Annotated in this window: 19 protein-coding genes and 1 tRNA gene; 4 read left to right on the top strand and 16 right to left on the bottom strand. The window is 40.6% G+C overall.

Features of this window, described 5'->3' with window-relative positions; genetic code table 11:
- Positions 1-69: 69 nt before the first annotated feature.
- The 4 genes from ID12_RS01785 to ID12_RS01795 all read right to left on the bottom strand — a co-directional run bounded on the left by ID12_RS01785 (position 70) and on the right by ID12_RS01795 (position 2,804).
- Positions 70-1,302 carry a Fic family protein gene (locus ID12_RS01785; RefSeq protein WP_050826638.1) on the bottom strand — a complete coding sequence of 411 codons (1,233 nt, stop codon included), beginning with the start codon at positions 1,300-1,302 and terminating at the stop codon, positions 70-72.
- 436 nt (positions 1,303-1,738) lie between these two features.
- Entirely contained in the window at positions 1,739-1,822 is an 84-nt protein-coding gene (locus tag ID12_RS19685) for a helix-turn-helix domain-containing protein (RefSeq protein WP_123768178.1), read from the bottom strand.
- Between the two features lie 49 nt (positions 1,823-1,871).
- Positions 1,872-2,510, bottom strand: coding sequence for a hypothetical protein (locus ID12_RS01790; RefSeq protein ID WP_123768166.1), 639 nt, complete (start codon positions 2,508-2,510; stop codon positions 1,872-1,874).
- Between the two features lie 218 nt (positions 2,511-2,728).
- Positions 2,729-2,804, bottom strand: a tRNA-Arg gene (locus ID12_RS01795).
- 252 nt (positions 2,805-3,056) lie between these two features.
- On the opposite strand from ID12_RS01795, the gene clpP reads away from it, so the two are divergent.
- Positions 3,057-3,653, top strand: a complete 597-nt coding sequence (clpP, locus tag ID12_RS01800) for an ATP-dependent Clp endopeptidase proteolytic subunit ClpP (RefSeq protein ID WP_007500118.1) — start codon at positions 3,057-3,059, stop codon at positions 3,651-3,653.
- 55 nt (positions 3,654-3,708) lie between these two features.
- Here clpP and ID12_RS01805 read toward each other — a convergent pair whose 3' ends face one another.
- A complete protein-coding gene (locus ID12_RS01805) occupies positions 3,709-4,287 on the bottom strand; it encodes an LOG family protein (RefSeq protein WP_008347796.1) in 579 nt (192 codons plus the stop codon).
- 136 nt (positions 4,288-4,423) lie between these two features.
- Here ID12_RS01805 and ID12_RS01810 point away from each other — a divergent pair, with 136 nt between their 5' ends.
- Positions 4,424-4,765 (top strand): MazG nucleotide pyrophosphohydrolase domain-containing protein, encoded by a 342-nt coding sequence (locus tag ID12_RS01810; protein WP_008347798.1) that lies wholly within the window; start codon positions 4,424-4,426, stop codon positions 4,763-4,765.
- Positions 4,766-4,793: 28 nt separating this feature from the next.
- Here ID12_RS01810 and ID12_RS01815 read toward each other — a convergent pair whose 3' ends face one another.
- Together ID12_RS01815 and ID12_RS01820 are read right to left on the bottom strand one after the other, a co-directional pair.
- Positions 4,794-6,416, bottom strand: a complete 1,623-nt coding sequence (locus ID12_RS01815) for a SulP family inorganic anion transporter (protein WP_008348111.1) — start codon at positions 6,414-6,416, stop codon at positions 4,794-4,796.
- A gap of 37 nt (positions 6,417-6,453) precedes the next feature.
- The gene (locus ID12_RS01820) at positions 6,454-7,035 is read right to left on the bottom strand and encodes a beta-class carbonic anhydrase (RefSeq protein ID WP_008348113.1); all 582 of its coding nucleotides are present in this window, start codon (positions 7,033-7,035) and stop codon (positions 6,454-6,456) included.
- 563 nt (positions 7,036-7,598) lie between these two features.
- Between ID12_RS01820 and ID12_RS01825 the strand changes: the two genes are divergently transcribed.
- Positions 7,599-8,576 (top strand): 2-hydroxyacid dehydrogenase, encoded by a 978-nt coding sequence (locus ID12_RS01825; RefSeq protein WP_008348120.1) that lies wholly within the window; start codon positions 7,599-7,601, stop codon positions 8,574-8,576.
- A gap of 180 nt (positions 8,577-8,756) precedes the next feature.
- Positions 8,757-9,245, top strand: a complete 489-nt coding sequence (locus ID12_RS01830; RefSeq protein WP_008348122.1) for a ribonuclease — start codon at positions 8,757-8,759, stop codon at positions 9,243-9,245.
- A gap of 52 nt (positions 9,246-9,297) precedes the next feature.
- Here the strand turns inward: ID12_RS01830 and ID12_RS01835 are convergent, their stop codons facing one another.
- The 9 genes from ID12_RS01835 to ID12_RS01875 form a co-directional block, all read right to left on the bottom strand.
- Positions 9,298-10,041: an arylamine N-acetyltransferase family protein gene (locus tag ID12_RS01835; RefSeq protein WP_008348123.1), complete on the bottom strand. Its 744-nt coding sequence runs from the start codon at positions 10,039-10,041 to the stop codon at positions 9,298-9,300.
- 38 nt (positions 10,042-10,079) lie between these two features.
- Positions 10,080-10,337 (bottom strand): HPr family phosphocarrier protein, encoded by a 258-nt coding sequence (locus ID12_RS01840; protein WP_008348124.1) that lies wholly within the window; start codon positions 10,335-10,337, stop codon positions 10,080-10,082.
- Positions 10,338-10,363: 26 nt separating this feature from the next.
- A complete protein-coding gene (gene whiA / locus ID12_RS01845; RefSeq protein ID WP_008348125.1) occupies positions 10,364-11,314 on the bottom strand; it encodes a DNA-binding protein WhiA in 951 nt (316 codons plus the stop codon).
- A gap of 17 nt (positions 11,315-11,331) precedes the next feature.
- A complete protein-coding gene (locus ID12_RS01850; RefSeq protein ID WP_008348128.1) occupies positions 11,332-12,291 on the bottom strand; it encodes a gluconeogenesis factor YvcK family protein in 960 nt (319 codons plus the stop codon).
- Complete coding sequence (gene rapZ, locus ID12_RS01855) at positions 12,292-13,179, bottom strand: RNase adapter RapZ (RefSeq protein WP_025208027.1); 888 nt, start codon at positions 13,177-13,179, stop codon at positions 12,292-12,294.
- A gap of 39 nt (positions 13,180-13,218) precedes the next feature.
- On the bottom strand, positions 13,219-13,683 hold the full coding sequence (locus ID12_RS01860) for an 8-oxo-dGTP diphosphatase (RefSeq protein WP_008348133.1): 465 nt from the start codon (positions 13,681-13,683) through the stop codon (positions 13,219-13,221).
- Between the two features lie 357 nt (positions 13,684-14,040).
- Positions 14,041-14,991 (bottom strand): thioredoxin-disulfide reductase, encoded by a 951-nt coding sequence (gene trxB, locus ID12_RS01865; protein ID WP_024719880.1) that lies wholly within the window; start codon positions 14,989-14,991, stop codon positions 14,041-14,043.
- 234 nt (positions 14,992-15,225) lie between these two features.
- The gene (locus ID12_RS01870) at positions 15,226-16,602 is read right to left on the bottom strand and encodes a C40 family peptidase (RefSeq protein ID WP_017357905.1); all 1,377 of its coding nucleotides are present in this window, start codon (positions 16,600-16,602) and stop codon (positions 15,226-15,228) included.
- Positions 16,603-16,966: 364 nt separating this feature from the next.
- Entirely contained in the window at positions 16,967-18,427 is a 1,461-nt protein-coding gene (locus tag ID12_RS01875) for a tetratricopeptide repeat protein (RefSeq protein ID WP_017357904.1), read from the bottom strand.
- Between the last annotated feature and the right edge of the window lie 108 nt (positions 18,428-18,535).

Here is an 18,535-nt window from a genome sequence, read left to right on the forward strand (position 1 = left end):
TTACCCCATTGAGTTTACTTTAATAATACCACCTAGTTAAACCTTTTGCGGAACAAAAAACTCATTGTTTTAAACTCTAAGTGTATTCTCCAGAAAACCCTCATCTACTTTAAATGCTTTAGGTCTTAGGCTAACTTGTTCTATATAACCTTCTGACTCTAATTCGCTCACTATTTTATCCACTTTATATCTCGTTATATTAACAGCATCCATTAGTTTCGTTATTGAAATATTAGCATCATTATTTACAAACACAGAAATATCAACCATAAATTTTAATATCAACCACTTGTCTCGGCTACTCTCTACAAAATCTTCATTAAAGAATTTTGCTATTCTCTCACGTTTTCCCAAACTTATTTCTAAATCCTCTATAATCTCTTCTTGGCCCATAGATAATAATTCAAGCATATCCATTAAATAAAATGTAAGTTCTCCTTTATTCAATGGATTGGGTACTCCTTCAAGTGCCTTATAATACTTATTTTTATTCTTATTAACAGCATATGAAAATGTTATAGCGGAGTATCTCTCAAGATATCTAGATAAATAACTGCAAACCAATAATCGCCCTGTTCTTCCGTTTCCATCATAAAATGGATGTACATACTCATAAAAATAGTGAGCAACCATATAACGATATAATTCAGGGTGTTCATCATCTTCCAAATATGTTATAAGTGTATTTAAACACTCTATTATTTTGTCCTCGGTACTAACTCCTATATGTGTGATCGATAAACCATTGTTTACCTCAACATAACCTTTTCGGAACAACCTACCGTCGGGCTCATTACTACTTTCAATTTCCTTCGAAACTAAATCATCATACAATTCTCTAAAATCCCGCACAGTTTTAAACGGTTCAATATCATCGATAAACAAATATGTTTTCATAAGACCCGTAAAACGTTTGTTAAGATTTTCCGATCTATTTACTCCTTCTAATACACTTTCCAGTTCTTTTTTTGTACTTCTTATCCCTTCAATTTCATTGTTACTCTGCGCTTCATTAACAATCATTTTATGAAAATATGGTTCTAATATATATTGCGGCAGTTTCGCAATTAATGATGAGATTCTTGAACTATTTTTTAACACCTTATTATTTAATTGCATCAAATATGGTATGTTAACGTAAAATAAGGAGTGATGACACTGAGTAAGTTTACCTTTTCTAAATCCTTGCACAGATAATGGGGTTAGATAGGAACCATAACTATTTATTCGCTTTTTATATTCTTCTTCGGCAAATTGTTCACCTTTCTTATAAAAAAGCTTTGTTAATTTTTCATATTCCACAATTCCAACCTCCCTTATTTTAAATTATGCCCATTTTTTAAAATTATATAACTTGTAACGTGATTTTAAAACAAATTATTTTTCGTTTTCAAATACTAGACCCTGACATTATAAAAATCCCCTAAAAATATTAATTCTTTTCACATAGCTGCTATTCAATGTTTTAAACCGTAATCCATCAGATATAATCATAAAACTTCTTTGCGCTTATATGATAAGTCCATTTGGAGTTTAATTTCACCGCTGTGCCAAAAGGCAAGACAGAACGTTGCAATCCAACACGTACAAATTGTTCTGATTTCCCCAGAATCTCAGCTGATTTTTTACATATATCGCCTTATCGGTATTATCCTTACTTATTTCATCATTATGCTCAAAGGAAGTCATCCTAAGAACTGAAATACTTTACCTTCCTATTTTATATATATTTGTTTTTTTATGGTAAATATTCACTTATTAAGGATTTCCCTATACCTGTCATCTTTGACAATTCAGCCTGTGAAATATTTGTTTCGTCCATAGCTTTTCTGAGAACTTTTGCAAAACTCTATCCACCTATCTCCTCTCTGCTATTTCTTTTTTATCCATTCCATATCCTCTTTTGTCCATCCCTCTGGTAATCCATTTGGGAATGGATCATCGGCATACACTGACTTCAATAGAACCTCGTCATATTCCTTCGTTTCCGAATCCATATGGGCATACATATGAGCGTATAGCTCTAATTGCTGTTGCACATCCACCATAACGAGATTCACACCCATAGGCTGTGATTTCAGTTTCATGCCACAATTCCCCATATAAGACCAAATTGGGCTATAAAACTTACGCCCTCCATCCACAAGATCATACGTGATTCTTTTGTCTTTTTTCTCGACCTGTTCATCATCAAATAGGCGACCTGTATGACGCTCGACGTTGATATGCGGAAGCTCATACTTAATGTCGTACACTGATGTTTCGCCCTTCATTTCACTACTGTGCTTCGTTTCTTCCATTTCAATTAAAGAACGGTTTCCGCTTTTCTTGTATGTCAAATAACTATCGACCATATTCGTCGGAACTTCAAAATCAAATGCAGGCGCAACCTTTCCGCCGATTTCATTTTCATAATGAAGATTCACTTCCCTTTCAAAGCCATAACCTGTTTTCTTTCTTGGAATTTGATTAATAGGTATACTTAACTGTTCATAAAACACCTTTCCCATCAAAGGCGTTTTTTCTGTCATACAAGGATGTTGTCATGACAGCTTCTTACTTTTCTCCACATCTCAAAAGATCCACAAATGGAAAATTTGTATAAAACGTAACATTATCGTTTACTCACTTTTAATTCCACCCACATAAAAAAGCTAAAAACCCTTTATTTCAAAGGGTTTTTAGCTTTTTCACAAATTATAAATCCAATCCTATCGGATACTATAGACGCGCTCGGAGGGATTCGAACCCCCGGCAGACGTGGTACCGGAAACCACCGCTCTATCCAACTGAGCTACGAGCGCACGATATGTTTTTAAACGTCAGCATATCAAATTATAAGGGAAATGCTGCAAGAAAGCAATGATTAATCGCTATCCCTGTCGATGCATTTTCTTCATTCCCATACATATACTCATATGATGGTTTGAAGTGGAAGAGTTTTGGGGAAAATGGATAGGGGTATTTGATTTTAGGTCAGCATTTTGTTTGACCTTTATTGACCAAAAATGTATCATTGAATTACATACTTACCTAAAAGGTGAAGGAGGAACATTATGAATTTAATACCTACAGTCATTGAGCAAACAAATCGTGGGGAAAGAGCTTACGACATTTATTCTCGTCTTTTAAAAGACCGTATTATCATGCTTGGTTCTGCGATCGATGACAATGTTGCCAACTCCATCGTATCACAGCTTCTCTTCTTAGAAGCCGAGGATCCAGAAAAAGATATTTCTATCTACATTAACAGCCCTGGCGGTTCGATCACAGCTGGTATGGCCATTTACGATACGATGCAATTTATTAAACCAAAGGTATCAACTATTTGTATTGGTATGGCTGCATCTATGGGTGCGTTCCTGCTTGCTGCTGGTGAAAAAGGTAAGCGTTATGCCCTTCCAAATAGTGAAGTGATGATTCACCAACCACTAGGTGGTGCGCAAGGTCAAGCAACAGAAATTGAAATTGCGGCAAAACGAATCCTTTCTTTACGCGATAAACTGAACCAAGTACTTGCTGAACGTACTGGTCAGCCAATTGAAGTCATTGAGCGCGATACAGATCGTGACAACTTCAAAACAGCGGAAGAAGCACTTCAATACGGACTCATTGACAAAGTCTTGACCCGTAATACAGAAGAACAAAAATAATCACAAAACAAACCGTCTGCTCTTTGAACAGACGGTTTTTTGTTATGCATCTATTTTAAGACAGCTCCGTCCATTTCTGTTGAAGAGTTGGTGTTTGATAAGAAGCCATCTGTGAAATCAATTCTTTCGGTTCTCCAGAGGCATGTAGTAATTGAAGGTGTGATTCATTCGAAAAACCTTCCTGTACACTAAACTTCACCATGTCTATGAGCGGATTGAAATAGTCATTCACTTGATACAATCCGATTGGCTTTTGATGGATGCCAATTTGCGCCCAACATAGCACCTCAAATAATTCTTCATATGTACCAAAACCACCTGGCATGGCAATAAACCCATCGGCCAGCTCGCTCATTTTCGCTTTTCGTTCATGCATCCCTTTGACTTCAATCAATTCGGTTAGCTCTTGATGCACAACCTCTCCTCTAAAAAGCCCTTTTGGCATGACTCCGATCACTTGCCCGCCGTTTTTCAATACCTCATCCGCTATAGCTCCCATTAAGCCAATTCGTGAGCCACCGTATACAAGGCGGATTCCTTGCTCTGCCATATAAGCCCCTAGCTCGACAGCTTTTTGTTTGTAGATGTCATTCACACCTGGATTCGAACCAGCAAACACACAAATCGTTTTCATCAAAACAGCTCCATCTCTCTCTATGATTTCTTCACCCACTCATTCTACTATAATTCATTGTAAAGAAACAGCCGCTCTATCTATATATAGTGTAAAATCAGAAGGTGAACACCATATAAGGAGCTGTATAAAGAGAATGCAAACAACTGAAATGGAAAAATGGATCAAAGATTTCTACAAAATGAGAAATTGGACAGAATACGGGCCGTTTATCAGGTTAGGTTTCCTGATGGAAGAAACAGGAGAACTCGCTCGTGCAGTCAGGGCGGTCGAAATTGGACGCGATCGACCTGATGAGAAAACACAGGAGGACGCCGCGTTAAGAAAGGACCTTATTGAAGAAATGGGAGATGTCTTAGGAAATCTACTTGTTCTAGCTGATCTCTATGATGTAACAGTAGAAGAGGTCTTCTCTTCCCATCAACAGAAACTCACACAACGGTTTTCTAGTGAAAAAGAGCAGGTAAAAAGCCCGTGACCGACATGTCACGTGCTTTTTTAGCCTTTTATAGCTGCTGTGGTGAAATATCATCCGTTCGTTCAAAGAAATGCTGTTTTCCAATGTGATGGAAAAGACCGGTACGATGCAAAAGCTCTTTTGGCTGTGATTGAAGCCCTACAATCATCAATTTTCCATTGTGATGCTTTAAACGATTAGAAATGTTCATCAGAACCGCTTCTGCTGAGGTGTCCATATAATTCACTTTGTTCATAAGCAAAATGAGTGTTTTCGGCTTTGTCTGAACATGATCCAAAATCGAATTTTCCAATGAATCGGTTGTACCGAAAAAGAGTGGCCCTTCAATCGAATACATACTAACCCCTTTCTGATCGGTCTCCCTTTCTAAGGCAGCCGCCGTTTCGATTTGAGGAACAGCGACATTTGTGTGGATATTCGTTGTCTGGCTCATTTTTTTGATAAAGGCGATAAACGCTAAAATGAGACCTGCAGTCACCCCTATAATCAAATCACCGATGACCGTTAGCAGGAAGGTCACGACAAGCACAAGGGAATCCGCATTTTTGACTTTGACAATATTGATAAACTCTTTTTTCTCACTCATATTCCACGCCACAAACATCAAAATCGGTGCCATGGCAGCAAGTGGAATCATCGATGCATATGGTGCAAATAACATTAAGATGAGCAAGACAACGACACCATGCACGACTCCTGAAATGGGGCTTGCTCCACCATTTTTAATGTTTGTTGCCGTACGAGCAATCGCTCCCGTCGCTGGGATCCCTCCGAAAAGCGGTGCCGCCATATTGGCAATTCCTTGCCCGACAAGCTCCTTGTTGCTGTCATGCTTTGAGCCTTTCATATTATCAGCAACCATAGCTGACAAGATGGACTCCACGCCGCCTAAAAGGGCAATGACAATAGCCGGCGGCAGCAGATAAATCATTTTTTCAATCGTCAATTCAGGAAAAGCGAAAGTTGGCAGCTGACGAGGGATTTCGCCATATGCAGAGCCGATGGTTTCAACTTGTCCTTGAAAAAAGAGAACAGCTATAAATGTTGAAACGAGTAGACCTAATAGAGCACCAGGTATTTTGGGAATGTATTTTTGTGCCGCCAAAATCACGATGAACCCAACAATCGCTGTGAGAATGGCGAGACTGTTTGCGGTACCGAGATGGACCACGATTTCTCTCATATTGAGGAAAAAGCTTTCATGTTTTTCAACACCCTTTAATCCGAGGAAGTTGGCAATCTGTCCTGAAAAAATAATGACAGCAATGCCGGCAGTAAAGCCGATGATAACCGGACGAGGAATAAATTTCATGAGCTTTCCTAGTTTGAATATTCCGAATAAGACAAGCATACAGCCTGCCATAAAACCAGCAATGAGTAAGTTTTCAATACCGTACTGGCTGACGATCCCGAATAAAATTGGAACAAATGCCCCGGTCGGTCCTCCAATCTGATACTTTGAACCACCAAACAATGAAATCAAAATGCCGGCAACGATGACTGTGTATAATCCGTATTCTGGTCCGACACCAGATGCAATGGCAAAAGCCATGCCTAAAGGAATTGCCACAACGCCCACGACAAGCCCAGCGATTAAATCGCGTCTAAACTTTGATGAATCATAACCTTCAAATCTTCCATAAAAACGCATGGTATGTGTTGGCCTCCTTCAAGTATGTGTAGATGATTTAGGTATATTGCGGGTCGATCTGTTTATCTTTTATAACGATATCCAGCTTTCCTGTTGCCGGATGAATCACTAGTCCATGAACAGCTACATCACTTGGCATGAGCGGGTGCTCTTTGACTAATTTCACACTTTGGGATACGCTCTCTTCCACTGAATCAAAGCCTGTCAGCCAGCCCTTTAAATCGACACCTGCGCTTTTCACAATGCTCAAACACTTTTCCTCAATTCCCCGTGCTTTTGCCTTTTCAAGTAAAGGGTCTGCCGCAAGGCCTGCCATTCCGCATTCATGATGTCCGACAATGCATACTTCCTCTGCTTTCAGCTCATAAATGGCTAGTAAAATACTCCGCATGACACTGCCAAATGGATGTGTGACGATGGCTCCTGCATTTTTAATGATCTTCGCATCACCATTACGAAGCCCCATGGATTGCGGTAATAATTCCAACAGGCGTGTATCCATACAAGTTAATATAACCAATTTCTTCTCAGGAAATTTTCCCGCCTTGAAAGGCTCATACTGTCTCTCTTTCACAAAATCTGCATTGTGCTGAAGAATCTGTTCTAATGTTGATTCCATCCTGTCATCTCCTATCTTTTTTAAGTGATTGTAACGCCTTACCTGGCCTCCTTTTCCCTTGTGTGTTCTCAAGCATAGAGAAGAAAAATGATAGAAAAAAAAGAAAAAAATGAGAAAACGATGAGAGAATATGTAAGCATTTTCTCTATTTTGCTCTTTGTTCCGCTTCAGCACAGGGGATATGCGGCTTTTGCTTACAAACGATGGCTCACATTTCACCAAAAGACGATGAAAAGGTTTAGTAGAAAATGACCGTCCCGTTTAATACACTGCAAATATAATAAATTTTCTATCAAAAAGTCTCGATCTATTTTCCAGTTTGTCAGATTATCTCCCGAAACATCTAGCATTTTTCTATGACTCATCTACTAATCACTCGTTTTTCTACATCATAAAAAGACATCAGATGGCCATGTCATTTACTCTTTCACTATAAAAATCTCTTCTTTTCCGTTATTTCAGTATATTAAATATTGAGCAGCTCATATTCAAACGTGTACTGCCAAAATGGTTGCTTTATAATAAAAAGAGAAAGATGACCATGTGAAAGGAGCGAGTTGATGATGAAACCACATATTTTTGTCGCCAAACCCTTACCTGCCTCTTTTGAAGACATGCTAAAAGAACATTGTACATATGAGGTATGGCAGTCAAAGGACCCGATCCCAAGAGATCTGTTATTTGAGAAGCTGCAGAATGCTGATGGCCTTTTAACATCTGGTACGAAAATTGATCAAGATTTATTAGATCATGCACCCCAACTCAAGGTGGTGAGCAATAATTCAGTCGGCTATGACAATTTTGATCTAGAAGCCATGAGACAAAGAGGCGTGATTGGTACGCACACGCCTTATACACTCGATCATACCGTTGCTGATCTTGCCTTTTCGCTCATTCTCTCTTCTGCAAGGAGAATTGCCGAGCTTGATCGTTTTATCCGCAAGGGAGAATGGACAAAATTTGTTCAAGAGGAAGATATATTCGGCATTGACGTCCATCATCAAACGCTTGGGATCATTGGAATGGGACGAATCGGTGAGCAAGTAGCCAAACGAGCCGCTCATGGTTTTGATATGAACGTCCTCTATCACAACCGGAGCCGGAACGAGAAAGCCGAATCGGCCTACGGCGCTGTATATTGTGCACTGGATGACTTGCTGAAGCAAGCTGATATCATTGTGTTAATCACACCACTGACGGATGAGACATACCATATGATAGGAGAACGGGAATTGAAATTAATGAAGCCGACAGCTTTATTCGTGAACATCTCCCGCGGAAAAACCGTCGATGAGAAAAGCCTCATTCAAGCACTGCAGGAAGGGTGGATTAAAGGAGCTGGTCTGGATGTGTATGAGCAAGAACCGCTTCAGGAAGATCATCCTTTCAAAGAGATGGACAATGTCACACTTGCCCCGCATATCGGTTCCGCTACTGAAACGACAAGAGATCTTATGCTGAAACGAGCCATTCATAATGTGATTCATGGAATTGACGGCAAAGCCCCTGTTGATATTGTGAAGGAGCTTGCCTCATCTTAATTGAAAAAAGGCGCAGGGAACTGCGTCTTTTTGTTTACGTCATCTAGAGACAGTAGGTCAAAAAGCCTCATTTTTTCCAATCTCCTGATTCTTTACATTCTCTTCATATGCCGGTGCTATAATATGAGGTAGACAAGCATCAAGAGGACGGCATCCCATTTCCTTTTGAGGAGGATCAAGATGAAAAAAATAAGTTCGATTTTTACTCTGTTCGCTCTGATTGCTGCCATTCTGTTTTCTGGATTTATCCCGCAGCAAGTCCATGCAGAAACACCACTTACTCCAACAGCCACAAATGAGACTGCTTCCGTACAGCTTGCACCAGAACTTCGTACCCTTGCCGTCATTAATACCTTTGATGGTGTAGCAGATTACTTAATCCGCTATAAACGACTACCTGATAATTACATCACCAAATCACAAGCGAGCGCCCTCGGATGGGTGGCATCAAAAGGAAATTTAGCTGAAGTCGCGCCGGGCAAAAGCATCGGTGGAGACGTATTCTCTAATCGGGAGGGACGCCTTCCATCCGCTAGTGGCCGTACATGGCGTGAAGCCGACATCAACTACGTCTCCGGTTTCCGTAATGCAGACCGCCTAGTATACTCAAGTGACTGGCTCATTTATAAAACAACCGATCACTATGCGACATTTACGCGGATTCGTTAATCATTATAAAAAGACAGCCCTAAGTCAAAAGGGCTGTCTTTTTTCATATTGTTTACGGAAGCAGTTTTTGTACGTACTCCTCAAACGGTTGTGAGAGTGGTTTCTTCGATACTTCTTCCTGTTCATGTATCGTGACATGATCCTCTGTCACGATCACACGACCTGTTGGTGTCAGTTTGGATGCAAGCGGTCTTTTGTTAAAAGGAGAGGCTTCATTTTCATAAATCTCATGCCTCAATTGCACAAGTGTATCTTCACCGACTTCTTTCAATGTGAAAGCATAACCTGTTTCAGCACCTGCTCCCCTATCCAATTGGAGTAGATGGGTTCCTTTTTCTGTTTCCTCTGCGTTCACTCGAAAACGAAGAGACGGTGCTTCCACCCATTCACCTGTAAAAGGGACGGGCTGAAGGGGTAAATTCACACCAAATCCGGCATCAATGAGGTAGCGCTCATGGTGATGTTGAAGGACGATGGCTACATGCGTCCCATCCAGTGCCCACTTCTCTGCTTCTTTGTTATATACGGTCCCTTGAACGAGCTGTACGGCGAGACCTGCCTCTTTTAAGACATAATATAAGAGCGGATTGAGGTCATAGCAAAGCCCACCTCTGCTGCCTTCCAGAAGATGATGCTTCAAACCTTCTTGATCCAAAGCATAGGCGTGTTTACCCACCACAGATCTATTTTCAAAAGGAAAGGTATAAGCCATCTTCCTTAGTAAATCCGGTAATTGATCAAACGTAATGGACGAAGCTTCGTATCCAATTTTCTGTAAAAAGGCTGATTGAATCACAACTTTCCCTCCTAAAAAAACTGAGCCCTTGAAGAGACTCAGTTTTCTTGATTGATAAAATCCGTTAACGCATCGATGGCTTCTTGTTCATCTGCTCCATCAGCTATTAGTTTGACGGTGACCCCAGAGCTGATCGCAAGGCTCATCAGTCCCATAATACTCTTCGCATTGACTTTTTTCCCATCTTTCTCTAGAAAAATATCAGCACCAAAACGATTGGCTTCTTGAACGAACAAAGCAGCCGGACGTGCCTGCAAACCCGTTTTCAGCTGAATTGTGACCGTTTTTTCCACCATATGATCTGCCTCCCTTTTTTATTTCCCTATTTGAGTGTAACAGCTTGTCCGTTTCTTAATTGTTCTGCAATTTGATCTAGCTTTCTTAAACGGTGATTAATGCCTGATTTGCTGATCTTGCCGCTTTCCACCATTTCGCCAAGTTCCTTTAGTGTGACTTCTTGGTAGTCAATACGCAGTTGCGCAATTTCACGCAGCTTATCTGGCAGGGCGTCTAGTCCAATCTTTTCGTCAATGAATTGAATATTTTCAACTTGGCGCAGTGAGGCACCGATCGTTTTATTCAAGTTTGCTGTTTCACAATTGACGAGCCGGTTCACAGAATTCCTCATATCTCGGACGATGCGCACGTCTTCAAAACGAAGCAATGAGTTATGAGCACCCACAACACTTAAGAATTCCGTAATTTTCTCCGCTTCCTTCATGTATGTGATAAAGCCTTTTTTGCGTTCAAGTGTTTTACTATTAAGATGGAATTGATTCATGAGCTCACAAAGGGCATCATTATGTTCTTTGTATAGTGAAAAAATCTCAAGGTGATACGAAGAGGTTTCTGGGTTATTCACAGAACCTCCTGCTAAAAAAGCACCTCTCATATAGGAACGCTTGCAGCATCTTTTTTTCACAAGTTCTTCTGAAATGTTGCGTTCAAATACAAATTGTTCACCTAATATCTTCAGGTCCTCTAAAATGGTTTTCGCTCGTTCTACCAGTCTGACAATATACACATTATTCTTTTTTAATCTCATTTTTTTACGAACGAGCAGCTCGACAGTCACATCGTATTTCTTTTTCAAAAGGGTATAAATACGTCTTGCAATGGCTGCGTTCTCTGTCTGTATATCTAAAATCAATTTTCGATTAGAAAAAGATAATGAACCGTTCATACGGATGAGGGCAGAAAGCTCTGCTTTTGTGCAGCAGTCCTTCACTTCCAGATTAGTCAGCTCTTTTTTTGTTTCGGATGCAAATGACATCCTTGCCACCCCCATTCCTATTTTTTCTGATGCAGCAAATCGACAAGCAGCGCAGCTACTTTCAGCGTGTCATGACGAATCACATGCTGGTCATATGTAATGATTTCCCCAGGGATGACTTCTAGTCCCATGGCTTTGAGTACATCTGTGTCGAATTGTACAGGCTGCGCCTGCTCTTCTGCATATTTTGCTTTGATTTCTTCTGGAATTTCTTTATTGTTCACAAATATCGTATCGATAAATGGTCGGTCCATATGATCGTTTAGTGCCTGCACATGATCAGCTGCACTGTAGGAAAGCGTTTCCCCCGGCTGTGTCATGACATTACAAATATAGACTTTTTTCGCCTTAGAACGAATCACTTCTTCGCCAATATGCGGTACAAGCAAGTTTGGCAAGATACTTGTATACAAGCTGCCAGGTCCGAGGACGATCAAGTCGGCTTCACGAATGACTTGAATCGATTCTGGGAGCGGTTCAATCGTATCGGGTGTGAGGAACACTCGTTTAATTCGCTCACCATAGGTTGGGATTTTTGATTCTCCTGTTACCACTTGCCCATTTTCTAATTCAGCATGAAGAACAACACTTGAATTCGCTGCTGGCAATACTTTTCCTCTCACATTTAAGACCTTGCTCATTTCTGTGACGGCATGAAAAAAATCACCGGTTATATTCGTCATAGCCGCAAGAATGAGATTGCCGAGAGAGTGGCCTGTTAAGTCATTCCCTTTATTAAAACGGTGCTGAAATAAATCTTCTACAAGCGGTTCGACATCAGAAAGTGCCGCAAGGACATTCCGAATATCGCCTGGAGGCGGAATATTCAAATCATGTCGCAGTCTGCCTGAGCTGCCTCCATCATCAGCAACCGTTACAATAGCGGTAATATCCACTGGCTTTGTTTTTAGCCCTCTGAGCAAAACAGATAAGCCAGTGCCTCCGCCAAGAATGACCACCTTTGGAAGTGTCGTCATCTATTTTCTGCTTCTCTTTTCAATGTCCCGGTGAGTGACATGAGTATAGTAGTCATTTTTAAAATACTCCGATAAGTAGTTCGCTAGCGTCACTGATCGGTGCTGTCCGCCTGTACAGCCAATGGCAATAACAAGTTGGCTTTTTCCTTCTCGTTTATAGGACGGTAGCATAAAGCTGAGAAGGTCGATTAATTTCTCTGTGAACTTTTGCGTTTCACTCCACTTCATGACATAGGAGCGTACTTCTTCATCATTTCCAGTCTGTGGACGCATGCTCTCAATATAGTAAGGATTCGGCAGAAATCTCACATCAAATACAAGATCAGCATCAATTGGCAAGCCGTACTTAAAGCCAAATGACATCACATTCACTGTAAACACTTGCCCCTGATTCGTAGCAAAGTGTGTGACAATCTTTTCTCGAAGCTGTTTCGGTTTCAAATCCGATGTATCAAAAATCATTTGGGCTCGGCCTTTTAACTCTTCTAACAGATCGCGTTCCATCGCGATTCCTTCGAGCGGCAAACCTGTTGTCGCAAGAGGATGCGAACGTCTCGTTTCTTTGTATCTTGAGACAAGTACCTTATCGTTTGCATCTAAGAATAATATTCTTGGTGTGATCCAACCAAGATCACTCATTTCATCTAAGGCTGCAATTAAGCTATCAAAGAATTCGCGTCCGCGCAAATCCATCACAAGGGCCACCTTGCTCATCTTTGAATTGGATTCCTTCATGAGCTCTAGAAACTTCGGTAAAAGTGATGGCGGTAAGTTATCCACACAAAAGTAACCTAAGTCTTCAAAGCTTTGGATGGCAACGGTTTTCCCCGCACCTGACATCCCTGTAATAATCACAAGCTGAATATCATCTTGTTTGTGCGTATTCATGCCTGCTCCCTCTCCTTCTTTATGAAAACGGTTCATTTATTAGTCTCCTTGAGGATCTAATCGATAAGCAATCAGCTCAAAGTCTGGTGTATACGTAAAAGTGCCGTGGAGAAGTCCTTTCCCTTTCAACATGAAGTCAAGAATATGGGAATCTCCTGGAGCCATCGGCAAGCTGGGTACATCTTTTACATCATGCCATTTTAAAATGCCTTCCTCCGACTCTGATACGTTTTTTCCTGTAAAGGAATCTGCCATAAAGGTGAACATCATCCACTCTTGAACGATTTGATCGCCTTCTTTTATGATAAAGGTAAACACGCCTTTTAGCTGCGGATTTAAAATATAAATGCCTGTTTCTTCTCTAAATTCTCGAACGACTGAATCCTTGACCGATTCTCCGCTCTCCATTTTGCCGCCAGGTGCTACCCACCAGCCTCGTCTTGGCTTTTGCAGCAAGAGAACTTGATCTTCGTGATGCAGCACACAATTGGTTACTCGTTGCATCCGCTGTCACCTACTCTTTTATGTCTTTTTCTTATTATACAGGTTCATCATGACTCCCACAATGAACATGCCCGTTCTTCACTGAAAACAGACAGGTTTTCGTATGAATATGGTGACGGGCACTTTCTCTATTCTTTATTTTACAACATCTAACGGTTCTCCATGCGTCATTTGTGAACATCTCGTGAATTTCTGATTTTAAGCAAAAAAAAGGACACGGATTCACATCCGTGCCAAACATGTATTCCTTATAAAAGGGGGTCAATTACTAGTTTTATCATAACGGATAATTATTTCACCCGTGTTACATTCCAGTTAAAAGCCCGTGACGCAATATTAAGGATTTACGACATCTGTTTATTTCATTGCTTTTAGCTTTTCAGCAAGCTCTTCTACATAATGCTGTGCACTCTGTGCTGCAATACTTCCATCACCTGTTGCTGTGACGATTTGACGAAGTGTTTTCTCACGAATGTCTCCAGCTGCGAAGATTCCTTCAACTTTTGTTTCCATTCTTTCGTTCGTCTCAATGTAGCCCTCTGCATTTGTAATCCCTAGATTTTCAAATGGTTTAGACAGCGGCAACATACCGATGTAGATAAAGACGCCATCTGTTTTGAAGTCTTCTTCCTCACCTGTCACGGTATCAATTAATGTCACACTGCCGACTTTCCCGTTCTCTTCATTGATTTCTTTAACGGTTTTGTTCCACATAAAGTCGATTTTTTCATTATCAAATGCACGTGCTTGTAAGATGCTTTGGGCACGAAGTTTGTCGCGTCTATGGACAATTGTGACTTTAGACGCAAAGCGAGTGAGGTAAACACCCTCTTCTACTGCTGAGTCTCCTCCGCCAATCACGACAAGCTCTTTGTTTTTAAAGAAGGCACCGTCACATACAGCGCAGTATGATACGCCGCGGCCGCCAAGTTCTTTTTCGCCTGGTGCACCGATTTTTTTGTATTCAGCACCTGCCGCAATAATAACAGAGCGTCCTTTGTATTCTTTGGAACCAGCTTTGACGATTTTGTACTCTTCTCCATCTACAATTTCTTTAATATCGCCATACGCATACTCGGCACCGAATTTCTTTGCATGCTCAAACATTTTATTTGAAAGTTCCGGCCCTAAGATGCTTTCAAAGCCCGGATAGTTCTCGACATCTTCCGTATTCGCCATTTGGCCGCCTGGAATTCCTCTTTCAATCATCAGTGTTGAAAGATTTCCCCGTGATGTATAAACAGCGGCTGTCATTCCGGCAGGACCCGCTCCAATGATGATCGTATCGTAGATTTTTTCTTCTGACACAACTGTCACTCCCTCTTCAATTGCTGCTAGCATTTCTTATTAGAATGCCCTTGGGTGATGCTTCCATTCATGACAGAGAGCATCAATTCCACTCTTAGCTTTTATGCCTTACCCATATCCTATTAAATCTGCGGATAATAAGCGAATCATTTGCTCATATCTTCAAAAAAAGAAAAAGCTTCCTTAAACTGCTGTTTAAGGAAGCCTGTTTACGGTTATATAGTAAGTAATGATTTATTCAACGACTCTTCTTACAACGCCTTTGAATGCTTTTTTCCAGTAAACGTTGCTCATTGAGTCAACTGAAACACCGCGAGAGCTGTTATCGTTCAAGAATGTACCGTTTCCTAAGTAAATACCAACGTGGCCATTTACTTTGTACGTATCAAAGAACACAAGGTCTCCGCGTTTCATGTCAGATGCACTTACAGCTCTTCCTTTACCTACAAGCGTATCTGTTGTTGTACCGCCAACTGGTCCAAGGTTGATGCCTGCTGATGCAAATGCCCAGCGAACGAATGAAGAACAGTCAAAACGACGTGCGTCAATATCGGCTTGTGATCTGCCGCCGCCCCATTTATATGGAGATTGTCCTACAATCGTAGAACCTGTGCTGATTGCACCTTCGATTCCGCCTACGTTATTGCTAACAGGTGATCCACCGCCAGAAGATGGCTTTTTGCTTGGTGAACTGCTGTTGTTGTTATTATTTGAAGATCCACTGTTATTTGAAGAAGAACCGCTGTCGTTATTAGAGCTGTTGTCTTCTGCTTGAACACTAGCTTGACGTTGCTGTTGTCTTTGTGCTTTTTCTTCTTTTGCTTGTTGAGCAGCTTCTCTTGCTTCTTTTTCAGCTTGTTTTTGAGCAGCGATTGTTGCGTCTTTTTCAGATGCAATGCTGTTTGCCTCAGTGTTTAACTCGCTGATTTGAGAAGAGGCACTTCCTTTTTGCTTTTTCACTTGCTTGAATAGCTTGTCTTTCTCATCAAGCTGTTTATTTAAGTCTGTTTGAAGTGTTTCAAGCTTTGCAAGCGTCTTTTGAACATCTTCAAGCTTTGTGTTTAATTCGTTTTCAGACTTTTGTAATTCCGCTTTGTCTCTTTCTTGTTCTTTAATGATTTCGCTGTCTGCGTTGATTAATGTAGATACAGCACCTGCACGGCTGATGAAATCGCTAAAGCTTTTTGCTCCTAGTAATACATCTATGTATTTCGTAGAACCACCGCTTTCTTGAAGCGCACGTACACGCTTTTTCAAGAATTCGTTTCTTTCTTCGATACGTTTTTCTGTATCAGCAATTTCTTTTTTCAGTGCTTTGATTTCTTTTTTTGTTTTTTCGTTTTCTTTTTGTTTTTCTTCGATTTGATCACTTGTTTTTAAAGCTTTTTCGTCAATTTCTTTTAGCTTTAGCGCAAGTGCCTCTTGTTTTGCCTCAAGCTTTGAAAGCTCTTCTTTTTTCTTTTGAAGATTCTTGTTTACCTCTGACTGCTTGCTGTCTAGTTCTTGTTTCTTTTGTTCAAAGTTCTGTGCATTTGCTTCATGAGTAAATGGAATAAATAAACCGCTCGCTCCAATCACCGAAGCTAAACCGAAAGTAATAAACTTTTTCACGTATAGTTCCTCCTTTGACAATTTCCCAAGCGACATGAGAAAGCAGCAAATTCTCTGCGACCAATCTGTGCTTCCTGTGTCTTTCTTCCTGATGATTCAGTCAGATGTTGACCAGATTGTTTCTATCACTAGGTGTTGCATTATGTATAGTAAAATATTTAAATATATATCTTTGTTTTAATCCACGAGTTTCATTATACATGACACATCGACAAAATGAGCTAATATTTTTATTACATTTATGTTTCAAATAGATGTCGAGATTGTCATACTTCGCCAAATCCTAGCAAATCCCACCTTTTTATCCAAGAAAAAAGCATGACCTTTTCGGCCATGCTGCTGTTATCTGATTCTATTTACCTATTCAAACCATGAACGCACAAATAACATTCTCATATTTTGACAGCGTTTGAACGCTGATCTGAAAAGAAGCTGCGATCTCTTTTTTGCTGACAGCTGATTCTTCTTGTTCATTCATCCATAGATAATAAGAAGCTGCTGCCCATGCAATGGCATTTTTCTTCTCTACGCCTGAAGCGCGTGCTTGCTGAATAATATGGAATAACCAAAAATATGGCATGTGGCTATCAGGCTGCACCGCTTCTTCCAAAGCAGATGCCGCCTGTTTTGCGAAGACCGCATCTTCTGAAAACGATCGTTCTTCCATTTGATCTTCATATAAAAGTAACTCAATAAACTGCTGTTCAAAGGCCGTTTTCGCAGCGCGGGAATCAAGAACAGATTGCAAGACGTCACGTTCACCTTTTTGTTTGCTGACATAGTAGGCAGTGAGTCGTTCCTCAATTGAAACCATTGGCTCAGACTCCTCTGGTTTGTCTTGCCACGGCTTGATTTCATCTGCATCAATATCTTCTTCCACCATCTTATCCCAGACGGTTTGCGCCAGCGTTTTGTGGCCCGTATAATAGGCTGCACTTGCCAGCCAGTATAAAAACGTACTATCACCTTGGAAACCTGTTTTATACAAAGAATAAAGCCATTTAAATGCCCATTCAAATTCTCCAACAAGGGCAAATGTTGCGCCAAGCTTATAACGCTGTTCACTTAATATTGGATACACGTGCGTTAATTGCTTCGCTAACAGATTGACCTTTTCTTCTTCTTTTTCATAATGATAGAAAACAAGCTGATTACAAAGGGCATGCAGATTACCGGGATTTTCATGAAGGACCCGGTTCAACATTTCTTTTGCCTGATCGATTTGGCCAGAATAAAAATAGGCCAAAGCGAGATTATTATACGCTGACCAAAACTCTGGATACTCAACAATCATCTGTTCCAGCATCTCGATTGCTTCATCTAGCCTGCCGCTTTCTAGCAAATGGTTGGCTTGATCCTGCTTTACAATCAGATCATCCTGATCATAAGGAAAATCTTCATCAACATCGTCACTCATATCAAGCAGATCGAGGAGATCGTCATTTTCATCTGCAAATTCCCCGTCTTCTTCCAGCGCAGCATAAGCAGTGGCGCATCTATATGCCTCTTGAAACAAACCGAGATTCGCATAATTATTGGCTTTAAAGTAGTGACACTCTGACATGTTCTCATCCAAGTGTTCAAGGATAAAATCAAGCAGTTCATTAGATTGTTGGTAATGACCCATTTCAGTATAAATAATGGCAAGCTGCGACAGCATTTCTACATTTTCAGGCTCAAGTACGATGGCCCGCTGTATCAACTTACTTGCCCTAGACAGATTTCTTTCTCTATATGCTTTTAGACCTTTATGAAAAAAGTAATGCCCATCTTGGAATAGCTGGACGACTTGTGTGTGATTATTTTGAGAAGTGTATTTACTCACCGATACCCTCCATTTCGAACAGTGTACCGTGTGTAGTATAACATACTTCATGAGTCGTCACATAGAACAAAAGGAAAGGAAGGATTTGTTTTTCATTTAAAAGCAAAA

This window comes from Bacillus altitudinis, assembly GCF_001191605.1.
GTDB classification, from domain to species: domain Bacteria; phylum Bacillota; class Bacilli; order Bacillales; family Bacillaceae; genus Bacillus; species Bacillus altitudinis.